The organism is Azorhizobium sp. AG788 (genome assembly GCF_943371865.1).
Classification (GTDB): domain Bacteria; phylum Pseudomonadota; class Alphaproteobacteria; order Rhizobiales; family Xanthobacteraceae; genus Azorhizobium.
In genome coordinates this window covers 160,035-177,011 of sequence record NZ_CALRWL010000005.1, presented here as the reverse complement: position 1 = coordinate 177,011, position 16,977 = coordinate 160,035, and the positions used below count along the sequence as shown (strand labels likewise).

The window sequence follows — 16,977 nt, the reverse complement described above, 5'->3', positions numbered from 1 at the left end:
CGCACCCAGACGGAGATCATCGAGCTCTCGCAGTCGGCGGCCAAGATCGGCGAAGTGGTGATCCTGATCACCAACATCGCCAGCCAGACCAATCTTCTGGCCTTGAACGCCACCATCGAGGCGGCCCGCGCCGGCGAGATGGGCAAGGGCTTCGCTGTGGTGGCCCAGGAAGTGAAGCAGCTGGCGGCGCAGACCGCCAAGGCGACCGAAGAGATCGCCTCCAAGGTCAATGAGATCCAGCAGGCGACCAATCGCTCGGTGGCCTCCATCGACCTCATCGTCGGCACCATCGGCCAGATCCGTACCACCTCGTCCGCCATCGCCGCGGCCATCGAGGAGCAGGGTGCCGCCACCCAGGAGATCGCCACCAATACCCAGCAGGCGGCGCGCGGCACCGAGACGGTGAACGAGAACATCAGCGGCGTGGGACGCGCCGCCACCATGACCGGCGCCGCCTCCTCGCAGCTGATGACCCTGTCCGGTTCGCTCACCGGCCAGGCGCAGCAGCTGAAGGTGGAAGTGGAACGGGTGGTTCAGAATCTGCGCGCTGGCTAATCCCCCCGGCCGCTCGCAGATGAAGGGCCCCGCGCCAGGCGCGGGGCCCTTCTTGCGTTCAGGGGTGGCCGGTTCCCACCGGTGCGGCGGGCGCGGCGATACCGGCCCGGAGGGGCCGTCCGCCACAGTGAGGCCATGCTGAATAGTGTCCGGGTGCGGGGGCCGCGCTCGGCATCAGGATGGGCCGTCGCGGGCGAGGAGGAAGAAGTCGGCGGCGCCCATCTGCCCGCCTTTCAGCACCACCTCCAGGCCGTCGAAAACGGGATCGTCGGACGCGGCCCGGCATAGCGGCGCGCCGGGGGCAAGGCCGGCGGCGATCTCCAAGGCGGCGATGTCCAGCGCCGCCATGACCTCGCCGGAACTGTCGCCCCCCGCCACCACCACCCGCCGCACCCGGCCGGCCTCCACCATGCCGCGCATGATCTGCGCCAGCACGGTGCCCACGGTGCGGGCCGCTTCAGTGCGGGAGAGGCCCGCCTGCGCGGCGATGGCATCGAAGCCGGTGACCGCCGGATCATCGGGGCCTTCGGCGCTGTAGATGAGCGGGCTGAGGCCCTCGCTCAACGCGGCGTCCGCGCGCGCCAGCAGCCGGGCGATCTCGGCGGCCCGGGTGCGGGGATCAAGCGCGCACGGCAGGTGCAGGCGTTCGGCTTGAAAGCCGTTGTCGCGGGCCAAGGCGATCTGGCCCGCCGTCACCGGCGAGCAACTGCCGCTCACCACGGCGATGGCGGACACCGGCGCCGCCACCGGCAGGCTTGGCGTGGCGGGCAGTAGCCCCTGCGCGCGCCAGTGGGCGGCAAGGGCATATTGCAGCCCGGACGAGGAGGCGGTGAACAGGCCGGCGCCGCGCCCCTCCCAGATCAGGCGGCCGGCGGCGGCGAGGGTCTGGTCGTCCAGCACGTCGATGAACACCACCGGCGTATCCGGCCCGCTGAGCGCCTGCCGCTGCGCGTCACCTTGCCCGGCGCGGATCTGCGCCATGTGGATCAGTTCGATGCGGCGCTCGGTCTGTTGGGCGAGATGCAAGGTGAGGTCGGCTTCCGCCATGGGCGTCACCGGATGGCGGGACATGGTGGGGTGGCGGTCGAGCCGATGGCCGTTGCCGTCCACCACCGCGAACAGATGGCCGAACATCTGGTAGCGGCCGAGGCGCGGGGCGCCCACCACGACGGGGCTCCAGTCGCCCCCCATGCGCGCCACGCCAAGATCAATGGCGGTGCCGATGGAGCCGATGGCAGGCGAGGAATCGAAGGTGGAGCAGACCTTATAGTGCAGGATCGGCGCCCCCAGCGCCGCCAATTGGTCGAACACCGGCGGCAGTTCCCGCGCCATCCACTCCGGCGGGCGCCCGCGCGAGGAGCCGGCCAGACCGACGCAGCGCACATGGGGAAAGCGCGCCAGTTGCGCCGGGCTGGGCGGATGCAGGAACAGCACCGTGGGCACGCCCGCCGCCGTCATCGCCTCCATGGCGTCGGTGGAGCCGGTGAAGTCGTCGCCATAATAGGCCAGCAGCAGCCCGTCCGGCCAAGCGGCGTGCGGCTCCATCGCTGCGGCGCCCATCACCAGAAGCCCAAGGCGGTGCGCAGGGCCGGGGTGTGGTCGGCTTCGTTCTCCAGCGGCGTGCCGGCCATGGCCGCCCGCCACGCGGCGCGCAGCGCCTCCACCCCCGCCGGCACGCCGCCGGGATGGCCGAAGATGCCGCCGCCGGCGGTGTGGATCAGGTCGGCGCAGCCGAGCGCCGCATAAGTGGGGGCCGCCTGCCGCCCGGTCTGGCCGGAGGAGAACACCGGCATGGCGATCATCTCCGCCGCGCTGTTGAGCGGGGCGAGCACCGCCCGGGCAGCAGCGATGACGCTGGCGTTGCTTTCGGTGAACTTGTTGTCGAGCCCGTTCACATGCAGATGGTCCACCCCCGCCAGCCGCCACACTTGCTGCCAGGGCGCATAGTCCCAGCCCAGCGCCGGATGGCGATAGAGTGTGCCCCAGCCGGCGCGATGGCCATGGATGGGAAGCTGGGTATGACGGCCGATCTCGCGCGCCCCCACCAGGCCGATGGAATTCACGCACACCATGACGCAGGTGCCACCGTGAGCCAGCACGAAATCATGGCGGCGGCGCATCTCATCCAGATCGCCGGTGATGTTGAACGCCACCATGGCCTTGCGGCCGCGCCGCTCGGCGGCGTCATTCACCACCCGCATCACCGCCGTGACCCGGTCTTCGAACGGGCAGCGGCCGCCGTCGCTCTGGAGTTCGTCATCCTTGATGAAGTCGATGTCGCCGGCGATCAGTTCGCGGACCTGCTGTGCGGTCTCCTCCGCCGAGAGGCCGATGCTGGGCTTGATGATGGTGCCGATCAGCGGCCCCTGGCTCACCCCCGCCAGCTGGCGCGTGCCGGCAATGCCGAAGGCGGGACCGGCGAAGGCGGACGTGAAGGCCGGTGGCAGGCGAAGGCCGGTGAGCTTCAGGCCGGAGACCGCGTAGAGTTCGAACAGATTGCCGGCGATGGTGGACATCAGATTGGTCAGCGACGGGCCGAAATTCTCCACCGGCCAGGACAGTTCGAGCACGCATTGGCGGTAGCGATCGGACGGCTGGGCGCCGGGCAGGCTCGGGGTGCCCGTCTCGCCGATCACCTCCAGCCGCTCCACCCGCGCGCCGGAGCGCTCTTTCAATTCGGCGGTCTCATGGGCCAAGGCGACGAAGGTGCCGCTGGATTGCTCGCCGGCGATGATGGCGGCGGTGCGGGCGGGATCACCGCCGGTTTCCAGCCAATAGGTGGCGTGGACCCGCTCACGGGGCGCTGCTGTGCTCATGGGGAACTCGTCGGTTGGGCGGGCGGGCCGCACGGGCGCGGGGCAGGCCGGGCGCGTGGCCCGGCCTGGACGGTGCGATCAGGTGATGCGGCGGATGCTCTCGGCGATTTCCGGCTCGTCCAGGCACTTCAGCCAGTCCTCGCGCATCAGCCGCGGCTTGCCGAACTGGATCGCCTTGTTGCAGGCGTCCGAGAACACCCCGTCCACCTCCTTGAAGGTGACGGCGGCGAGAATGTTCATGTGGCCCAAGAGGAAGTCGCGGGCGCATTCCGCCGGCACGCCCCGGCGCACGGTCTCGTCCATGGCTTCGCGCATCACATCCAAGAGCGTGGCGCAGATGGTCTCCGACAGGCCCGGCTCCAGCAGCGCCATCTGCTCCAGGGTCAGGCGATAGGAGCGCAGGATCGGCGCATAGATGGCCTTGGCCACCGCCTCGCCCAAGGCGAAGGCCTCATCCGGCCCCTGCATCAAGGCGCTGGTGATCGACTGCTTAGCGGCGATGCCGCCGAAATAATCCCGCCGCGCCGCTTCCTCGGTCTCGTCATTGAAGATGAGCGGATGGCAGGGATGGGAGACGAAATAGGTCAGGTCCGGCCGGTCCGGCAGATGGCCGGCATAGGGGGCGGCGGCATCCAGCACCATCACCATGGTGCCGGCCTTGAGCTGGGGCGAAATCTGGTGGGCGATCTTGCCGATCAGCGTATCGGGCACCGCCAGGATCACCACATCCGCATCACTGAGCGCCACCGCCACGTCGATGCAGTCCACGCCCACTTCGGCCTTCAGCCGGGCGCGGCCGGTCTCGCTGACCTCCACATGGGCCACCTGAAAGTCCGACTTGGCGAGGTTCTTCGACAGGCGCACGCCCATCTTTCCGCCGGCGCCGAACAGGGCGATCTTCGCGTTCATTATCTTCTCCCAGGATATGCGAGCGGGCGGGAGGCCGAGCACGCCGGCCTCCCTTCAGGATATCAGGCCGAGCGGGCGCCCAGGGGCTTGCCGGCGGGGGCGATCTGCTCGGAGCGGGTCACCACCAGGCAGAGCAGAGCGGAGACCAGCATGCAGCCGCCCACCACCAGCATGGCCAATTGATAGGAGCCGGTGGCATCCTTCACCGCGCCGGTGATGAAGGGGGCGGCAAAGCCCGCCACATTGCCCACGGTATTGATGAGGGCGATGCCCGCCGCCGCCCCCGCCCCGGACAGGAAGCGGGAGGGAATGGCCCAGAAGCTGGGCAGGGCCGAGAAGATGGCGCAGGCGGTGACCGTGATCACCGCGATGGTGGCGGCAGGCGAGTTCATGAACAGCGCCACCGGGATGCTGAGCGCCCCCACCAGCGCCGGCAGGCCGATGTGCCAGCCCTTCACGCCGCGCTTGGCGGCAAAGCGGCTCCACAGCAGCAAAGCGGCGGCGGCGGGCAGATAGGGCACGGCGGTGATGAGGCCGCGCTGGATCATGTCGAACTTGGTGCCGAACTGGCTCTCGAACCCGCCGATGATGGTGGGCAGGAAGAAGGCCAGCGAATAGAGGCCGTAGATCAGGCCGAAATAGATCAGCGACAAGATCCACACCCGCCCGTTCAGCATCACCTTGCTGGCGAGGATGTTGTGGGCGCCGGCCTTGGTGCGCTCTTCCTTGGCCAGTTCCGTGGTGAGCCAGTCGCGCTCCTGAGCGGTGAGCCATTTGGCGTCGGCCGGACGGTCCACCAGATAGAACCAGGCGATGATGCCCACCACGATGGCCGGGATCGCCACGCCGAAGAACATGATGCGCCAGCCCGCCAGGCCCATCAGGCCGTCCGCATTCAGCAGCAAGGCGGCAAAGGGCGCGCCGATGACGATGGTGAGCGGCTGGGCCACATAGAACAGCGCCAGCACCTTGCCGCGATGGCGCGCGGGCACCCACAGGCTGAGATAGAGGATGGCGCCGGGGAAGAAGCCGGCTTCCGCAATGCCCAGCAGGAAGCGCAGCACATAGAGCTCGGTGGAACTGCTCACCCAGGTGAACAGCAAAGCGACGATGCCCCAGGTGACCATGATGCGGGCCAGCCAGCGCCGGGCGCCGAAGCGGTGCAGCGCCAGGTTGCTCGGCACTTCCAGGAGGATGTAGCCGAAGAAGAAGATGCCGGCGGCAAAGCCGAACTGGGCGGCGGTGAGGCCGAGATCCTTGACCATGCCGTTGGGGCCGGCGAAGGAGACCGCCGTGCGGTCCAGGAAATTGATGAAGAACATCAGGCCGATGAACGGCACCAGCCGCCAGCAGACCTTGTGAATAGCCGACCGCTCGACAGCGGACGCCAGGGGCTCCGTCATGGGTTTCCTCCAATGTGACGCAGCTTCGTCCCGGTGGGCGGCTGCATTTCGTGTCATGTGCGGAGCCTGATGTGCGGGGGCGATTGGCGCCGTCCCTGCGGGATCTCCACGGCCGTCATTAGGCGCCGCCGCCGTCGCCGGACAATCGATTTGTTGTCCGTCACTTGTGAGTTAAACTCACAGCATGGGCTGCCGTGAGCGCCCGATCGCGGACGCGCACCCCGGAGACGCCCATGGCCCAGCCCGGCCACCAGCCCTTGCCATCGCTTGTGGCGCTACGCGCGTTCGAAGCCACGGCCCGCTGCCGCAGCATGAGCCGGGCGGCGGAGGAATTGTGCGTCACCCATGGGGCGGTCAGCCGGCATGTGAAGGCGCTGGAGGCGACCTTGGGCGTGCCGCTGCTGACCCGGCGCGGTCAGGCCAGCGAGCCGACGCCGGAAGGCCTGCGGCTGGCGGAGGGGCTGTCGGCGGCGTTCGGCCTGATCCATGCCACCGTTGAGCGGCTGCGGCCGGGGCCGCTGACCTTGTCGTGCTCGGCCTCCATCATGCTGTGCTGGCTCATTCCGCGCATGGCGGCGTTCCACCGGGCCAATCCGGACATCCAGGTGGAATTGAACATGAATTACGACAAGGTGGATTTCAGCCGCGACAAGATCAGCGTCGCCATCCGCAACAGCACCATCACCCCGCCGCGCGACGCCTTGATCCGGGATCTGGGCATCGAATGGATCGGCCCGGTGTGCTCGCCGGACTATCTGGCGTCCATGCCACTCTCTGAGCCGCGCGACCTGGAGCGGGCGCTGCTGCTCTCCACCCACACCCGCCCCGAGGCCTGGACCGACTGGGCGCGTGCCGCGGGGCACGGCGGGCTGGCGCTGAAGCCGCAGCGGGGCTTCGATCATTTCTATCTGCTGATCCAGGCCGCCGCCTGCGGGCTGGGAGTGGCGGTGGTGCCGCACATGCTGGCCCTGAGCGAACTGCAATCGGGCCGGCTGGTGGCCCCGTTCGGCTTCGCGCCGGGCAACCGGCATCTGAAGATCTGGATCGCTTCCCAATTCGGCTTCCGCGCCGACGTGCGCGCCCTGGAGGGCTGGCTGGTGGAGGAAATGCGGGCGCTGCGGGTGCCGAGATGAAAATTAGTCGATATATTTCAACGGTCTGAGACCGGATGTCAGAATGCAATACAATAAATTTCAATGACTGGCGCCAAATATGGCTCGAGCGTTGACTTGCCCGCAGGCTTATCGCGACCGAGGGTACGCGCACTGCAATCCACCACCTCTCATCGATCGTTGCAAGCCCGGCGACAGGAAGGTGGGGCAGAAGGGGCGTGAAGATGGGGTGGGTTGCCGTGTCGACGCTGGGATGCTGCTCGATGAGAAAGCTTCTGTTTGTGATCCCGCCCTATTTCAACGCGGCGGACTATCTCGACAAGACTCGCGCGGCGGTGCTGCCGGCGTTCACGGTTCCCTATGGCATCCTGTCCATGGAGGCCTATCTCACCAAGCATTGCGAGCGTCTTGGCGAACTGCGGCTGGTGGATCTCAATGTGACGCTGAAGCGCCTGGTTGAGGAGCGTTCGGTCGAGTCCTATGAGGCCGTGTTCCGGGCCGAGCTGCATGCGGTGCTTGATGAGTTTCGGCCCGATATCGTTGGCATTTCGGCGCTGTTCAACTCGTCCTTCGGCTATATCCAGACGCTGGTTCAGGCGACGAAGGACTTTGATCCGAACATCCTGACCATTGCGGGCGGCGGCTTGCCATCCGCTGCCTTCAAGCTGATGTTGGAAAGCTGCCCGGATCTCGATGCCATCTGCAAGGGCGAGGGCGAACTGCCGCTGAAAGCGCTGATCGACGCCGATGATCCCGCCGAGGTGCTGGCGACGCACAAGTCCTGGGTGACGCGGGCGACCGCGCAGGCCGGAAAGACGCCGGCGCACACGTTCATCGCCAATCTCGATGACATTCCGCAAATGAACTACGGGATGGTGAACCTCGATCACTACAACAATCGCGGGATCGACAAGAAATACACCGACCAGCCTAAGCGCGAGATGGCGATTCATACCTCGCGGGGGTGTCCGTTCCTGTGCGTGTTCTGCTCGAACCCGTCCCTGCATGGCCAGGATGTGCGCTTCATGTCGGTGGAGCGGATCATCGAAGATGTGACGCGCATGCGCGATGAGTTCGGCATGACCGTCCTCATGCTGGAAGACGACCACTTCTTCCATGACAAGGCGCGCGCCAAGACGCTGCTGCGGGCGCTGGCCGATCTCGGGATCCGCTGCGAATTTCCCAATGGCGTCGCGGTCTATGCCATCGACGAGGAGGTGGCGGAGCTATTTTCCAAGGCCGGGGTGTCCGCCGTGGCGCTGGCGGTGGAGTCCGGCTCCGATCATGTGCTCAACCACATCATCAAGAAGCCGCTGAAGAAGAAGCTGATCCGGCCGGCTGTGGAGGCGTTGCGCAAATTCAACGTGCGCTCCCATGTGTTCATCGTCACCGGCCTGCCGGGCGAGCAGGATGAACATCGCCAGGAGACGCTGGAGATGCTGATCGAGAACGGATTCGATTGGGTCCACGTCTATCTGGCCATCCCGATCTTCGGCAGCCGGCTGTATGATATCTGTGTCGAGAACGGCTATATCGAGAACACCAACAACGCCAACTTCGTGGCCACCAAATCGGTGATCCGCGCGCCCGGCGTCGATCCCGTGAAGCTGGAGGCTTATGCCTATGAGACCCAGCTTCGCGTCAATTTCCTCGAAAACTACAATATGAAGATCGGCCGCTACGACGTGGCGCTGCATTACATGAAGAACGTGGTCGCCAAGTATGAGGACCACGCCTTCGGCCATCTCTATGTGTCGCTATGCTATCGGGCCATGGGGGACGTTGACCTCGCCGCGCACCACGCCGCGGCGGCGCTGGAGGTCTTCGGGCGCGATCCCTGGTGGCGGTCTCTGGCCGAGCGCCATGAGGTCGACTACCTCTCCATGCTGTCCGCCGCTCACACCATGCCGGCCCAACTCGCGCATTATACGGCCTGAGGCGTCGCGCCTCCGGCCGTTCGCCTTCGCGGGGCGGGGGTCGCTTTGACACCCCCGCAGCGCCCGCCGGACAGTTGCGATCCCCGGCTTGGGAATCGCGGGCGCCCGCTTTAGGTTGACGGCATGAGCGAAGACATTCCTTTTGATCGCAAGTTTGCGGTTCCGGCGGGGCAGGTGGAGCAGGTGACGCCGCGGGTGCGGCGCATCGTGGCGCCCAATCCCTCGCCCTTCACCTTCACCGGCACCTGCACCTACATCGTCGGGCACGGCACTGTGGCGATCATCGATCCCGGCCCCGATGATCCCGGCCATGTGGCGGCCCTGCTGGAGGCGGTGCGCGGCGAGACCGTCTCGCATATCGTCGTCACCCACACCCATCGCGACCATTCCCCCGCCAGCGCGGCGGTGCAGGCGGCCACCGGCGCCCGCACGGTGGGCGAGGGGCCGCATCGGCCGGCGCGGGCGCTGCATATCGGCGAGATCAATCCGCTGGATGCCTCCGGCGACGCCGCGTTCGTGCCCGACATGGCCATGGCCGATGGCGATGTCCTGTCCGGGGCCGGCTGGACCCTGACCGCGGTCGCCACTCCGGGGCACACCGCCAACCATCTCGCCTTCGCGCTGCGGGAGGATGATCTCCTGTTCTCCGGCGACCATGTGATGGCCTGGGCCACCACCATCGTCGCCCCGCCGGACGGCTCCATGGGCGATTATGTGCGCTCGCTGGAAAAGCTGCTTCAGCGCAGCGAGCCGCTCTATCTGCCCGGCCATGGCGGGCCGGTGCGTGATGCCCCGGCGTTCGTGCGCGATTATCTCGACCATCGCCATGCCCGCGAGGCCGCGATCATGCGCGGCCTGGAGCGCGACGCGCGCACCATTCCAGATCTGGTGCGCGGCATCTATATCGGCCTCGATCCCCGTCTGGTGGGCGCCGCCTCGCTGACCGTGCTGGCGCATCTGGAGGACATGGTGGGCAAGGGACTGGTGGCCACCGATGGCCTGGCGGCCATCGACGGCACCTTCAGCCCGGTGCGCTGACATGTGCGGCCGCTTCGTTCAGCATCAGGCGCCGGTGTTCTATGCGGCGCAGTTCGGGCTCGACACCCGCGACGTTGCCCTGCCCAATGCACCGGCCCGCTTCAACGTGGCGCCGACCCAGGATGTGATGGTCATCCGCCACAATCCCGAGAGCCGGCGGGCGGAGCTGTCGCTGTTGCGCTGGGGGCTGGTGCCGTCCTGGGCCAAGGATCTGAAGATCGGCGCCTCCATGATCAATGCCCGCTCCGAGACCGTGGCGGAGAAGCCGGCGTTCAAGGCCGCCTGGAACAAGCCGCGCCGTTGCGTGGTGCCGGTGGACGCCTTCTATGAATGGCAGCGCACCGACGGCGGCAAGCAGCCTTATGCCATCGCCCTCAAGGGCGGCGCGCCCATGGGGTTCGCCGGCCTGTGGGAGGGGTGGAAAGACCCCGCCACCGGCGCCTGGGTGCGCACCTTCACCATTCTCACCTGCGCCGCCAACGCGCTTATGGCGCCGCTGCATGACCGCATGCCGGTGATCCTGGCGCGGGACGACATGGATCGCTGGCTCACCGGGCCAGACCCGCGCGATCTGCTCAAGCCCTATGCGCCGGAGCAGATGGAATTGTGGCCGGTGTCGTCGCGGGTCAATTCGGTCCGCAACGAGGATGCCGATCTGCTGGTGCCGGTGGCACTGTGAGCGGGGGCGGAATTACTTGCCCTTGTCCGCCTTGGTGAGTCTGGGCTTGGCGTCGGCGGTGCAGGCGAAGGTGGGCTCTGGGCCGCACAGCGTCTTCAACTGGCTGGCGCAATTGGCCACCGCGTCATTGCCGCAGACATTCTCGCGCACGGCATTGAAGCGGCCGGTCACATAGGGCGCCCGGCCTTTGTCCACGGCGCATTCATCGCCCACGGTGTCGCCGTCGATGTGGCCGGAAATCACCGTGCGGGTCTTGCCGGTGCCGGGATCCTTCTCCTTGGTGCGCACGAAGGCCACCAAGGTGGGCTTGGCATGGCCGGCGGTGGCCGGCAGCAGGATCTCGACCCGGTCCGCCTCGGCCTTCTGCAGCGCCGGCGCGGCGAGCGCCACGGTGAGGTCGTCCCAGGGCGCGCCGTCCGCATCACCGAAGCGCAGCACGCTGATGCTCTCCGCCTTGGGCGCGATGTAATAGGGCGGCTCGATGGCGCAGGAGAGCGTGCGGTCGGACAGATCCTGCAACAGCGGCGCGGCGGTGGCCGAGCCGGCCAGCAGAGGAACGAGAACCGCAGCGGCCAGCAGGGGGGCCCGCGTCATCGGGATCACAATGCGCACGGGGCGCTCCTTTCGGGATTGGGGACTCAGTGCTTGCGCCGTTCCGTGGTCAAATCGGACATCAGGCTGGAGATGCGCATGGCGTTCTCGCCCAAGTCGTGGATGCCGTAGCGCGAGCTGGAGCGCACATCGATGCGCGAGCCCTTCGGCGTCGGCCGCACCCGGATCACCACGTCATTGCGAAAGCCCATGAGCGGGGTGGGCGCCACCGCCTCGATCTGCCCGTCGCGCAGGCCGCCGCGCGGCGGCACCGCATCCAGGATGCGCCATTTGCGCTTCTGCACCAGGGCCAGCAGCGCGTTGAACGCCTCTTCCGGGGTGGCGTCCAGGTCCACCGGCTTGATGCCGGGATAGGCCTCCCGTTGCAGCGCGGCGGCGCTCTCGCCGGGATAGGCGAGGGGATTGGCGGTGCGCGGACGGGCAAAGCCCAGGGCGCGGAAGCGCGGGGGATCCAGCGCATCGGTGGAAATGTCGGTGAGGGGCGGCAGCATGACGCCGCGCGCCAGCACTGCGGCGGGGCCGGCCACCACGCCCAGCGCGATGGCGAGAGCCCCGATGGCCCGGCCCATGCCCTGCCAGCCGCTGTCCCAGATGGTGATGCAGGCGGCGATGGCCAGCAGGGCACCGAGGCCGGCGATGGCCAGGCCCGCGGCCAGCGTCACCAACGCCGGGCGGAAATCCAGCACGCCCATGCGGTAGAGCACCGCGGCGAGCACGATCACCGGCACGGAGAACAGCGCCAGCCGGAAGCTCCAGCGCGCCAGCGGCGATTCCCGCTCCTCCACATACAGCCGGCGTTTGATCATGGCTTGGGCGTGATCCTGCAACCTGATGGCGCCCCCACAGGGGCGACCCCGCGTCTTCGCGCAAATCGCGCCCGCTGCCAAGGCCCCCGTGCGAGGGGCGCGCGCGGGCAGGGCGCCATCATCGCGGGTGCGGCCGCGCTTGGAAAGCCCGGTGCGGTCACACCATCATGGGATGGGCGAGCCGCGCCGGCAGGTCGTCGATGCTGTCCACCACCAGATCCGCCGCGTCCACCAGATGGTCCACCGGTGCCGGGCCGGTCCGCACCAGGATGAATCGGGCGCCCGCCGCCTGCGCGGCCGCCAGATCATGGGCGCTGTCGCCCACCACCGCCGCCTCATGGGGCGCGATGCCGAAGACGTCCGCGGCGGCGCTCACCATGCCGGGGCCGGGCTTGGAGCCGAAGCCGCTGTCATAGCCGTGCACCAGATCGAGAAACGGACTGAGCCCGAGGGCGTCCGCTTGGAGGCGGGCATTGGCCTCCGCATCATTGGTCACCAGCCCCAGGCGCAGGCCGCGCCCATGGAAATGCGCCAGCATGTCCGCCGGTCGGCCCAGCGGGGTGAGCGAGCGCAGGCCCTCCCGGGAGAACAGCCTGTCGATCTCGGACAGGAAGGCCGCATCCGCCGGTCGCCCCAAGGCCAGCGCCCACGCCGGTCCATAATGGGCGGAGGAGCCGGCCACCAGAGGCGAGGAGGGGAGGAAGCGTTCCTCGTCCGGCAGATATTCGCTCACCTGTTCCAGCCGGTGCAAAGCGGCGGCATCGCTGCCCGCCAGTTCCCGCATCACCGCGCCTGCGGCTGGACCCCAGGTGCGGTCGAAGTGAACCAGGGTGCCGTCCTTGTCGAACAGCAGGGCTTTCAGTTCGTGCATGGGGCCTCTCAGCGGCGGGGCAGGTCGTGGGCGGGATGATCTCAGAGGGGCAACGCCGCTCGGGCAGGGCGCGACCGCGGAGCCAGGGCGGAAAAGGGCTGGAGGCCAAGCCTTTAACGGTATCCGGGGAGCGGTTCCGCTGCGGGCGAACCTCCTCTAGTATCACGGCCGACATGCTCCCACACCCCGCCGTTCCCCATCCGCCCGCGCTTCCGCTGTTCGCGCGACACCACCTGTCGCGCCGGGTGCTGGACCTGAGGGCGTGCGCCCGCCTGTCGGCTCGTCCTGTCCTGCTGCTTCTGTTCTGGGCGGGCTGCGGCCTGGGGCCGGCCTTGGCTGCGCCGGAGCCGGCGACCCGCCCGGCCGTGAGCGGCGCCACCGGGATGCGGCTGACCGGTAATGTGCCGCTGCCGCAGCCCCGGCCCGAGGATCTGGGCGAGGAGGAGACCGAGGAACGCGAGGAGGACGCGCCGGTGATCGCCCCCTTGCCGATCTACCCGCCGATGTATTCCGCGCCCGATCGCAAATCGCCGGCCCCGAGCTTCGGCGAGCCGCCGCCGCCCGGCACCGCGCCGACCCGCTCGGCGCCTTTCCCCGGGGTGGCGGGCACCGAGAGCGAGAAGGCCGCCCCCGGCGAATTGCCGGCCATGTGCGCGGCGCTGGTGGCGCAGAACAGGATCGCCGCTGCGCCGGCCCATGCGGTGGCCACCCGTCCCGGCTGCGCCTTGCCATCCCCGGTGCAGCTGAGCGGCGTGCGGATGAAGGACGGCACGATGGTCACGTTCGCGCCCGCGGCCATCCTGCGCTGCGAGGCGGCGGCGCATATCGCTCACTGGGTGCGCGAGGATCTGGGGCCGGCCGTCGCCGCTCTGGGCAGCCGCATGGAGACGCTCAAGGTCGCGGCCTCCTACGACTGCCGCCCGCGCAACCGCATCGTCGGCGCGAAGATGAGCGAGCACGGCCAGGGCATCGCCATGGACGTGGGCGGCTTCGTGCTCGAGGACAAAAGGGTGCTGGACGTCAAGGCCAACGGCCTGCCGTTCTCGCTCCAGGCGGCCATGAAGGCCTCCGCCTGCATGAACTTTTCCACCGTGCTCGGGCCGGGCTCGGATGGCTATCACGAGGACCATATCCATGTGGACATGGCCATCCGGCGGCTCGATATCAAATTGTGCCGCTGGGGCCTGAAGCCGCAGGGGGCGCCCATGGCCAGCCCGGCTGCGCCGGTCTCCCTGGGCGCAGCGGTGCGCGCCGCCGATACCCGTGACGTCCAGCCCCCGCCGGCCGCGGCCGCGCCGCAGGCGGAAGAGGAAGAGGCCGCGGCCGCGGAGGAGGCGTCCGAGGAGGCCGTCCCGGCGCCGCCCGCTCGTCCGGCCACCGCGGCCAAACCGGCGCCCAAGCCCGCCGCCAAACCTGCGGCCAAGCCGGCGTCCACGCCGCCCAAGCCCGCGCCCAAGCCCGCGCCCACGCCAAAGCCGGGCGCCAAGAGCACCACCGCCGATGGCACCAGGGGCGACCCGAAGGAACTCATGTGGGGACCGAGCGCGGGCGGCGGGATCTACGCGCCGCGTTAGCGCATTTCCCGCCGCTCGGGACGTTTGCCCGGAGCGGCGGCCTCGCGTCTTCCGCGCCTGCGCGGCGCTGGGCATGGGCCGCCGCCTGCGCGGCGGCGGGTGGGCACACGGTCACCGTGGGGCGGTGGCAGCGCGCGAGAGCGCGGTGCCCATGGATTGGCGCCGGCGCGGGGCCGACCCGATGCCGATCGCGCCGCCGAACGGCACAAAAAAAAGGGGCGCAGCCGAAGCCGCGCCCCTCTTGAACTCACCCGAGCCGGAGGCTCAGAGCACCACCACGTTGGAGCCGACCGGCACGCGGTTGAACAGGTCGATGGCATCCTCGTTCAGCATGCGAATGCAGCCGGAGGAGATCGCCTGGCCCAGCATTTCCGGCTGGTTGGTGCCGTGGATGCGGAACAGCGTGTCCTTGTTGCCCTGGTAGAGATACAGCGCGCGGGCACCCATGGGGTTATGCGGGCCGGGGCCCACATAAGAGGGCAGGCCGGCGATGCGCTGATGGATCTCGGCGGTGGGGGTCCAGCTCGGCCATTCGGCCTTGCGACCCACCTTGGCCTCGCCACGGAACGCCAGGCTTTCCTCGCCCACGGTCACGCCGTAGCGGATCGCGGTGCCATCGCCCTGCACGTAATACAGCAGCTTCTTGTCGGTATCGACGACAATGGTGCCGGGCTTTTCCTTGCCCTCGTAAGTCACGATCTGACGGGCAAACATGCCCTCAGGCTTGACCTTGGGATACGGCGCATTGGCAAGCAGTTGCTTGTCGCGCGGCTTCAATGCCGATTCAGGGGTGGGCTGGGGCGTCGAAGAGATGCACCCACCCAACAAAAGTCCCATCAGAACAGCCGCAACCGACCGCGCCGTCATGGCCGCCTCATAGTTTCAAGAAAGGGTTCGAATCGATGTGTCTGACTTGAATTAACTGAATGCCGGGCTGCCTTGAAGGGGCCACTTGGGCACCAGGACACTGCCCCAATTCCTGTTGCAAAAATGTCTCAGGATCTGACCTATCGGCACCCGTTAACCCGGCGTTGCAAGCTTGAGGCGATGCTTGACGGGTAAGACCTTGGACTCGTCTTGCCCTCTGCACAGTTTCGACGCAGTTGGCTCCCATCTCTCGAAGGGTCTTCACGAGAAAGCGCTTCTGCTTTAGGCAGCTGCGCCGTTGGAAGGAGAGTAAAGATGTCTACGAACCCAGTGCAGGAACAGCAGGCGCGCTTGGATGCCGAGCGCAAGCACTATGCCGGTCAGGCCGCCCAGTGGCGCGACATTGGCATCACCGCGGTTGCCGCTGCTGCCCAGTATTCCCCGGCCCGCGACGAGAAGGCCAAGACCGATGCCGAGCCCCGCAAGGTGGTGACCCTGCGCGATCTCGATTTCCTCGCGGCCTGAGATCCGGCGCGTGTCTCCGGGGCGCTGACGATCGCGCGCGTGCGCCGTCGGATCTGCGTTGACGAGGGTCCGGCACAGTGCGCCCGCACCGTGCCGCGAACGGGCCAGAGCGGTTGCGACCGACGCTGACACGCATGTGACGCTTACAGGCCTGTGTGGTGCCGAGGCGCCATCCCTTTCGGGACGGTTCATGCCCGTGCTAGGTGCAGTCCAGGGGCGCGTGCCCGGTCTGGACCGCAGCGGTTGGCCGGCGGCGAGACCCTTGGCGCGAACAAGCGAGCGGACGCATGCTGGTGGCTTATGTACCGGGCGGCGGTGCCCTGCGCGCTGAGACCATCGCCATGGAGGGGGTCGCTCCCCCTGGTGCGGTGTGGATGGATCTCATCACCCCCGCCTCGCTGGAGGACGAGATCGTCGAGCGCGCGGTGGGCGTCGAAATCCCGACCCGCGACGAGATGCAGGAAATCGAAGCCTCGTCCCGGCTCTTCGTGGAGCATGACGCGCGCTACATGACGCTGTCGGTGCTGTGCGGTGGCAATACCGACGAGCCCGAGATCACACCGCTCACCTTCATCCTGACCGACAAGGCGCTGGTCACCGTGCGCTACAGCGAGCCGCGCGCCTTCGGCATGGTGTCCGAGCGCTTGCAGCGGTCCTGTCCGGTGCATATCACCGGCGAGGTGGTGCTGATGGACCTGCTGGATACGGTGGTCGATCGCATCGCCGACATCCTGGAGCAGGTCGGCATCGGCATCGAGCGTCTCTCCCGGCGCATCTTCGAGCCCACCGCCAAGGGCGCCAATGCCAACCAGCTCTATCGCGCCATTCTTAGCCAGGTGGGCCGCAAGGAGGGACTGACCTCCTATGCGCGCGAGAGCCTGTCCTCGCTCGCCCGCATGCTGGCCTTCCTGAGCACGGACGGGGAGGGCACCCCGCTGTCGCCGGCCAGCCGCGATGCCATCAAGAGCATGACCCGGGACGTGACCGGCCTGTCGGACTATGCCGCCTTCCTGGCCAACAAGCTGCAGTTCCTGCTGGACGCCACCATCGGCATGGTGGGGCTGGAGCAGAACAACATCATCAAGATTTTCGCTGTGCTCTCCGTGGTGCTGATGCCGCCGACCCTGATCGCCTCGATCTACGGCATGAACTTCCAGCACATGCCGGAGCTGGCGGACACCTACGGCTACCCGGCGGCGCTGTGCGCCATGGTGGTGTCCGGCATCCTGCCCTATCTGTTCTTCAAGTGGCGGCGCTGGCTCTAGCGCCAGCG

16 protein-coding genes are annotated in these 16,977 nt (G+C 68.0%); 8 read left to right on the top strand and 8 right to left on the bottom strand.

Features of this window, described 5'->3' with window-relative positions; all coding sequences use genetic code 11:
* Nucleotides 1-555, top strand: a 555-nt coding sequence (locus AAG816_RS05520) for a methyl-accepting chemotaxis protein (protein ID WP_341988536.1), incomplete at its 5' end; no start/stop codon positions are given.
* Between the two features lie 174 nt (nt 556-729).
* On the opposite strand, the gene oiaK is transcribed toward AAG816_RS05520, so the two are convergent.
* The 4 genes from oiaK to AAG816_RS05500 all read right to left on the bottom strand — a co-directional run bounded on the left by oiaK (nt 730) and on the right by AAG816_RS05500 (nt 5,683).
* Complete coding sequence (gene oiaK, locus AAG816_RS05515) at nt 730-2,115, bottom strand: 3-oxo-isoapionate kinase OiaK (protein ID WP_341988535.1); 1,386 nt, start codon at nt 2,113-2,115, stop codon at nt 730-732.
* Nucleotides 2,115-3,371: a ribulose-bisphosphate carboxylase large subunit family protein gene (locus AAG816_RS05510; protein WP_341988534.1), complete on the bottom strand. Its 1,257-nt coding sequence runs from the start codon at nt 3,369-3,371 to the stop codon at nt 2,115-2,117. Before AAG816_RS05510 ends, oiaK begins: the two co-directional genes overlap by 1 nt.
* Before the next feature lie 78 nt (nt 3,372-3,449).
* Entirely contained in the window at nt 3,450-4,280 is an 831-nt protein-coding gene (locus AAG816_RS05505) for a phosphogluconate dehydrogenase C-terminal domain-containing protein (protein WP_341988533.1), read from the bottom strand.
* Between the two features lie 62 nt (nt 4,281-4,342).
* Nucleotides 4,343-5,683 carry an MFS transporter gene (locus AAG816_RS05500; RefSeq protein WP_341988532.1) on the bottom strand — a complete coding sequence of 447 codons (1,341 nt, stop codon included), beginning with the start codon at nt 5,681-5,683 and terminating at the stop codon, nt 4,343-4,345.
* A 233-nt stretch (nt 5,684-5,916) separates the two neighbouring features.
* Between AAG816_RS05500 and AAG816_RS05495 the strand changes: the two genes are divergently transcribed.
* The 4 genes from AAG816_RS05495 (at nt 5,917) to AAG816_RS05480 (ending at nt 10,449) form a co-directional block, all read left to right on the top strand.
* Nucleotides 5,917-6,816, top strand: coding sequence for a LysR substrate-binding domain-containing protein (locus tag AAG816_RS05495; RefSeq protein WP_341988531.1), 900 nt, complete (start codon nt 5,917-5,919; stop codon nt 6,814-6,816).
* 242 nt (nt 6,817-7,058) lie between these two features.
* A complete protein-coding gene (locus AAG816_RS05490) occupies nt 7,059-8,732 on the top strand; it encodes a radical SAM protein (protein WP_341988530.1) in 1,674 nt (557 codons plus the stop codon).
* Nucleotides 8,733-8,855: 123 nt separating this feature from the next.
* Complete coding sequence (locus AAG816_RS05485) at nt 8,856-9,770, top strand: MBL fold metallo-hydrolase (RefSeq protein ID WP_341988529.1); 915 nt, start codon at nt 8,856-8,858, stop codon at nt 9,768-9,770.
* A gap of 1 nt (nt 9,771) precedes the next feature.
* Nucleotides 9,772-10,449 (top strand): SOS response-associated peptidase, encoded by a 678-nt coding sequence (locus AAG816_RS05480; protein WP_341988528.1) that lies wholly within the window; start codon nt 9,772-9,774, stop codon nt 10,447-10,449.
* 12 nt (nt 10,450-10,461) lie between these two features.
* On the opposite strand, the gene AAG816_RS05475 is transcribed toward AAG816_RS05480, so the two are convergent.
* From AAG816_RS05475 to AAG816_RS05465, 3 genes are all read right to left on the bottom strand, one after another.
* Entirely contained in the window at nt 10,462-11,061 is a 600-nt protein-coding gene (locus AAG816_RS05475; protein WP_341988527.1) for a hypothetical protein, read from the bottom strand.
* Between the two features lie 26 nt (nt 11,062-11,087).
* Entirely contained in the window at nt 11,088-11,867 is a 780-nt protein-coding gene (locus AAG816_RS05470) for a DUF1499 domain-containing protein (RefSeq protein WP_341988526.1), read from the bottom strand.
* A 157-nt stretch (nt 11,868-12,024) separates the two neighbouring features.
* The gene (locus AAG816_RS05465) at nt 12,025-12,738 is read right to left on the bottom strand and encodes an HAD family hydrolase (RefSeq protein ID WP_341988525.1); all 714 of its coding nucleotides are present in this window, start codon (nt 12,736-12,738) and stop codon (nt 12,025-12,027) included.
* 173 nt (nt 12,739-12,911) lie between these two features.
* Between AAG816_RS05465 and AAG816_RS05460 the strand changes: the two genes are divergently transcribed.
* Nucleotides 12,912-14,312 carry an extensin family protein gene (locus tag AAG816_RS05460; protein WP_341988524.1) on the top strand — a complete coding sequence of 467 codons (1,401 nt, stop codon included), beginning with the start codon at nt 12,912-12,914 and terminating at the stop codon, nt 14,310-14,312.
* A 264-nt stretch (nt 14,313-14,576) separates the two neighbouring features.
* Here AAG816_RS05460 and AAG816_RS05455 read toward each other — a convergent pair whose 3' ends face one another.
* Nucleotides 14,577-15,179 carry a L,D-transpeptidase gene (locus tag AAG816_RS05455; RefSeq protein WP_341988523.1) on the bottom strand — a complete coding sequence of 201 codons (603 nt, stop codon included), beginning with the start codon at nt 15,177-15,179 and terminating at the stop codon, nt 14,577-14,579.
* 315 nt (nt 15,180-15,494) lie between these two features.
* Here AAG816_RS05455 and AAG816_RS05450 point away from each other — a divergent pair, with 315 nt between their 5' ends.
* Both AAG816_RS05450 and AAG816_RS05445 read left to right on the top strand, forming a co-directional pair.
* On the top strand, nt 15,495-15,704 hold the full coding sequence (locus tag AAG816_RS05450) for a hypothetical protein (RefSeq protein WP_341988522.1): 210 nt from the start codon (nt 15,495-15,497) through the stop codon (nt 15,702-15,704).
* Between the two features lie 287 nt (nt 15,705-15,991).
* The gene (locus AAG816_RS05445) at nt 15,992-16,969 is read left to right on the top strand and encodes a magnesium transporter CorA family protein (protein WP_341988521.1); all 978 of its coding nucleotides are present in this window, start codon (nt 15,992-15,994) and stop codon (nt 16,967-16,969) included.
* Nucleotides 16,970-16,977: the final 8 nt, after the last annotated feature.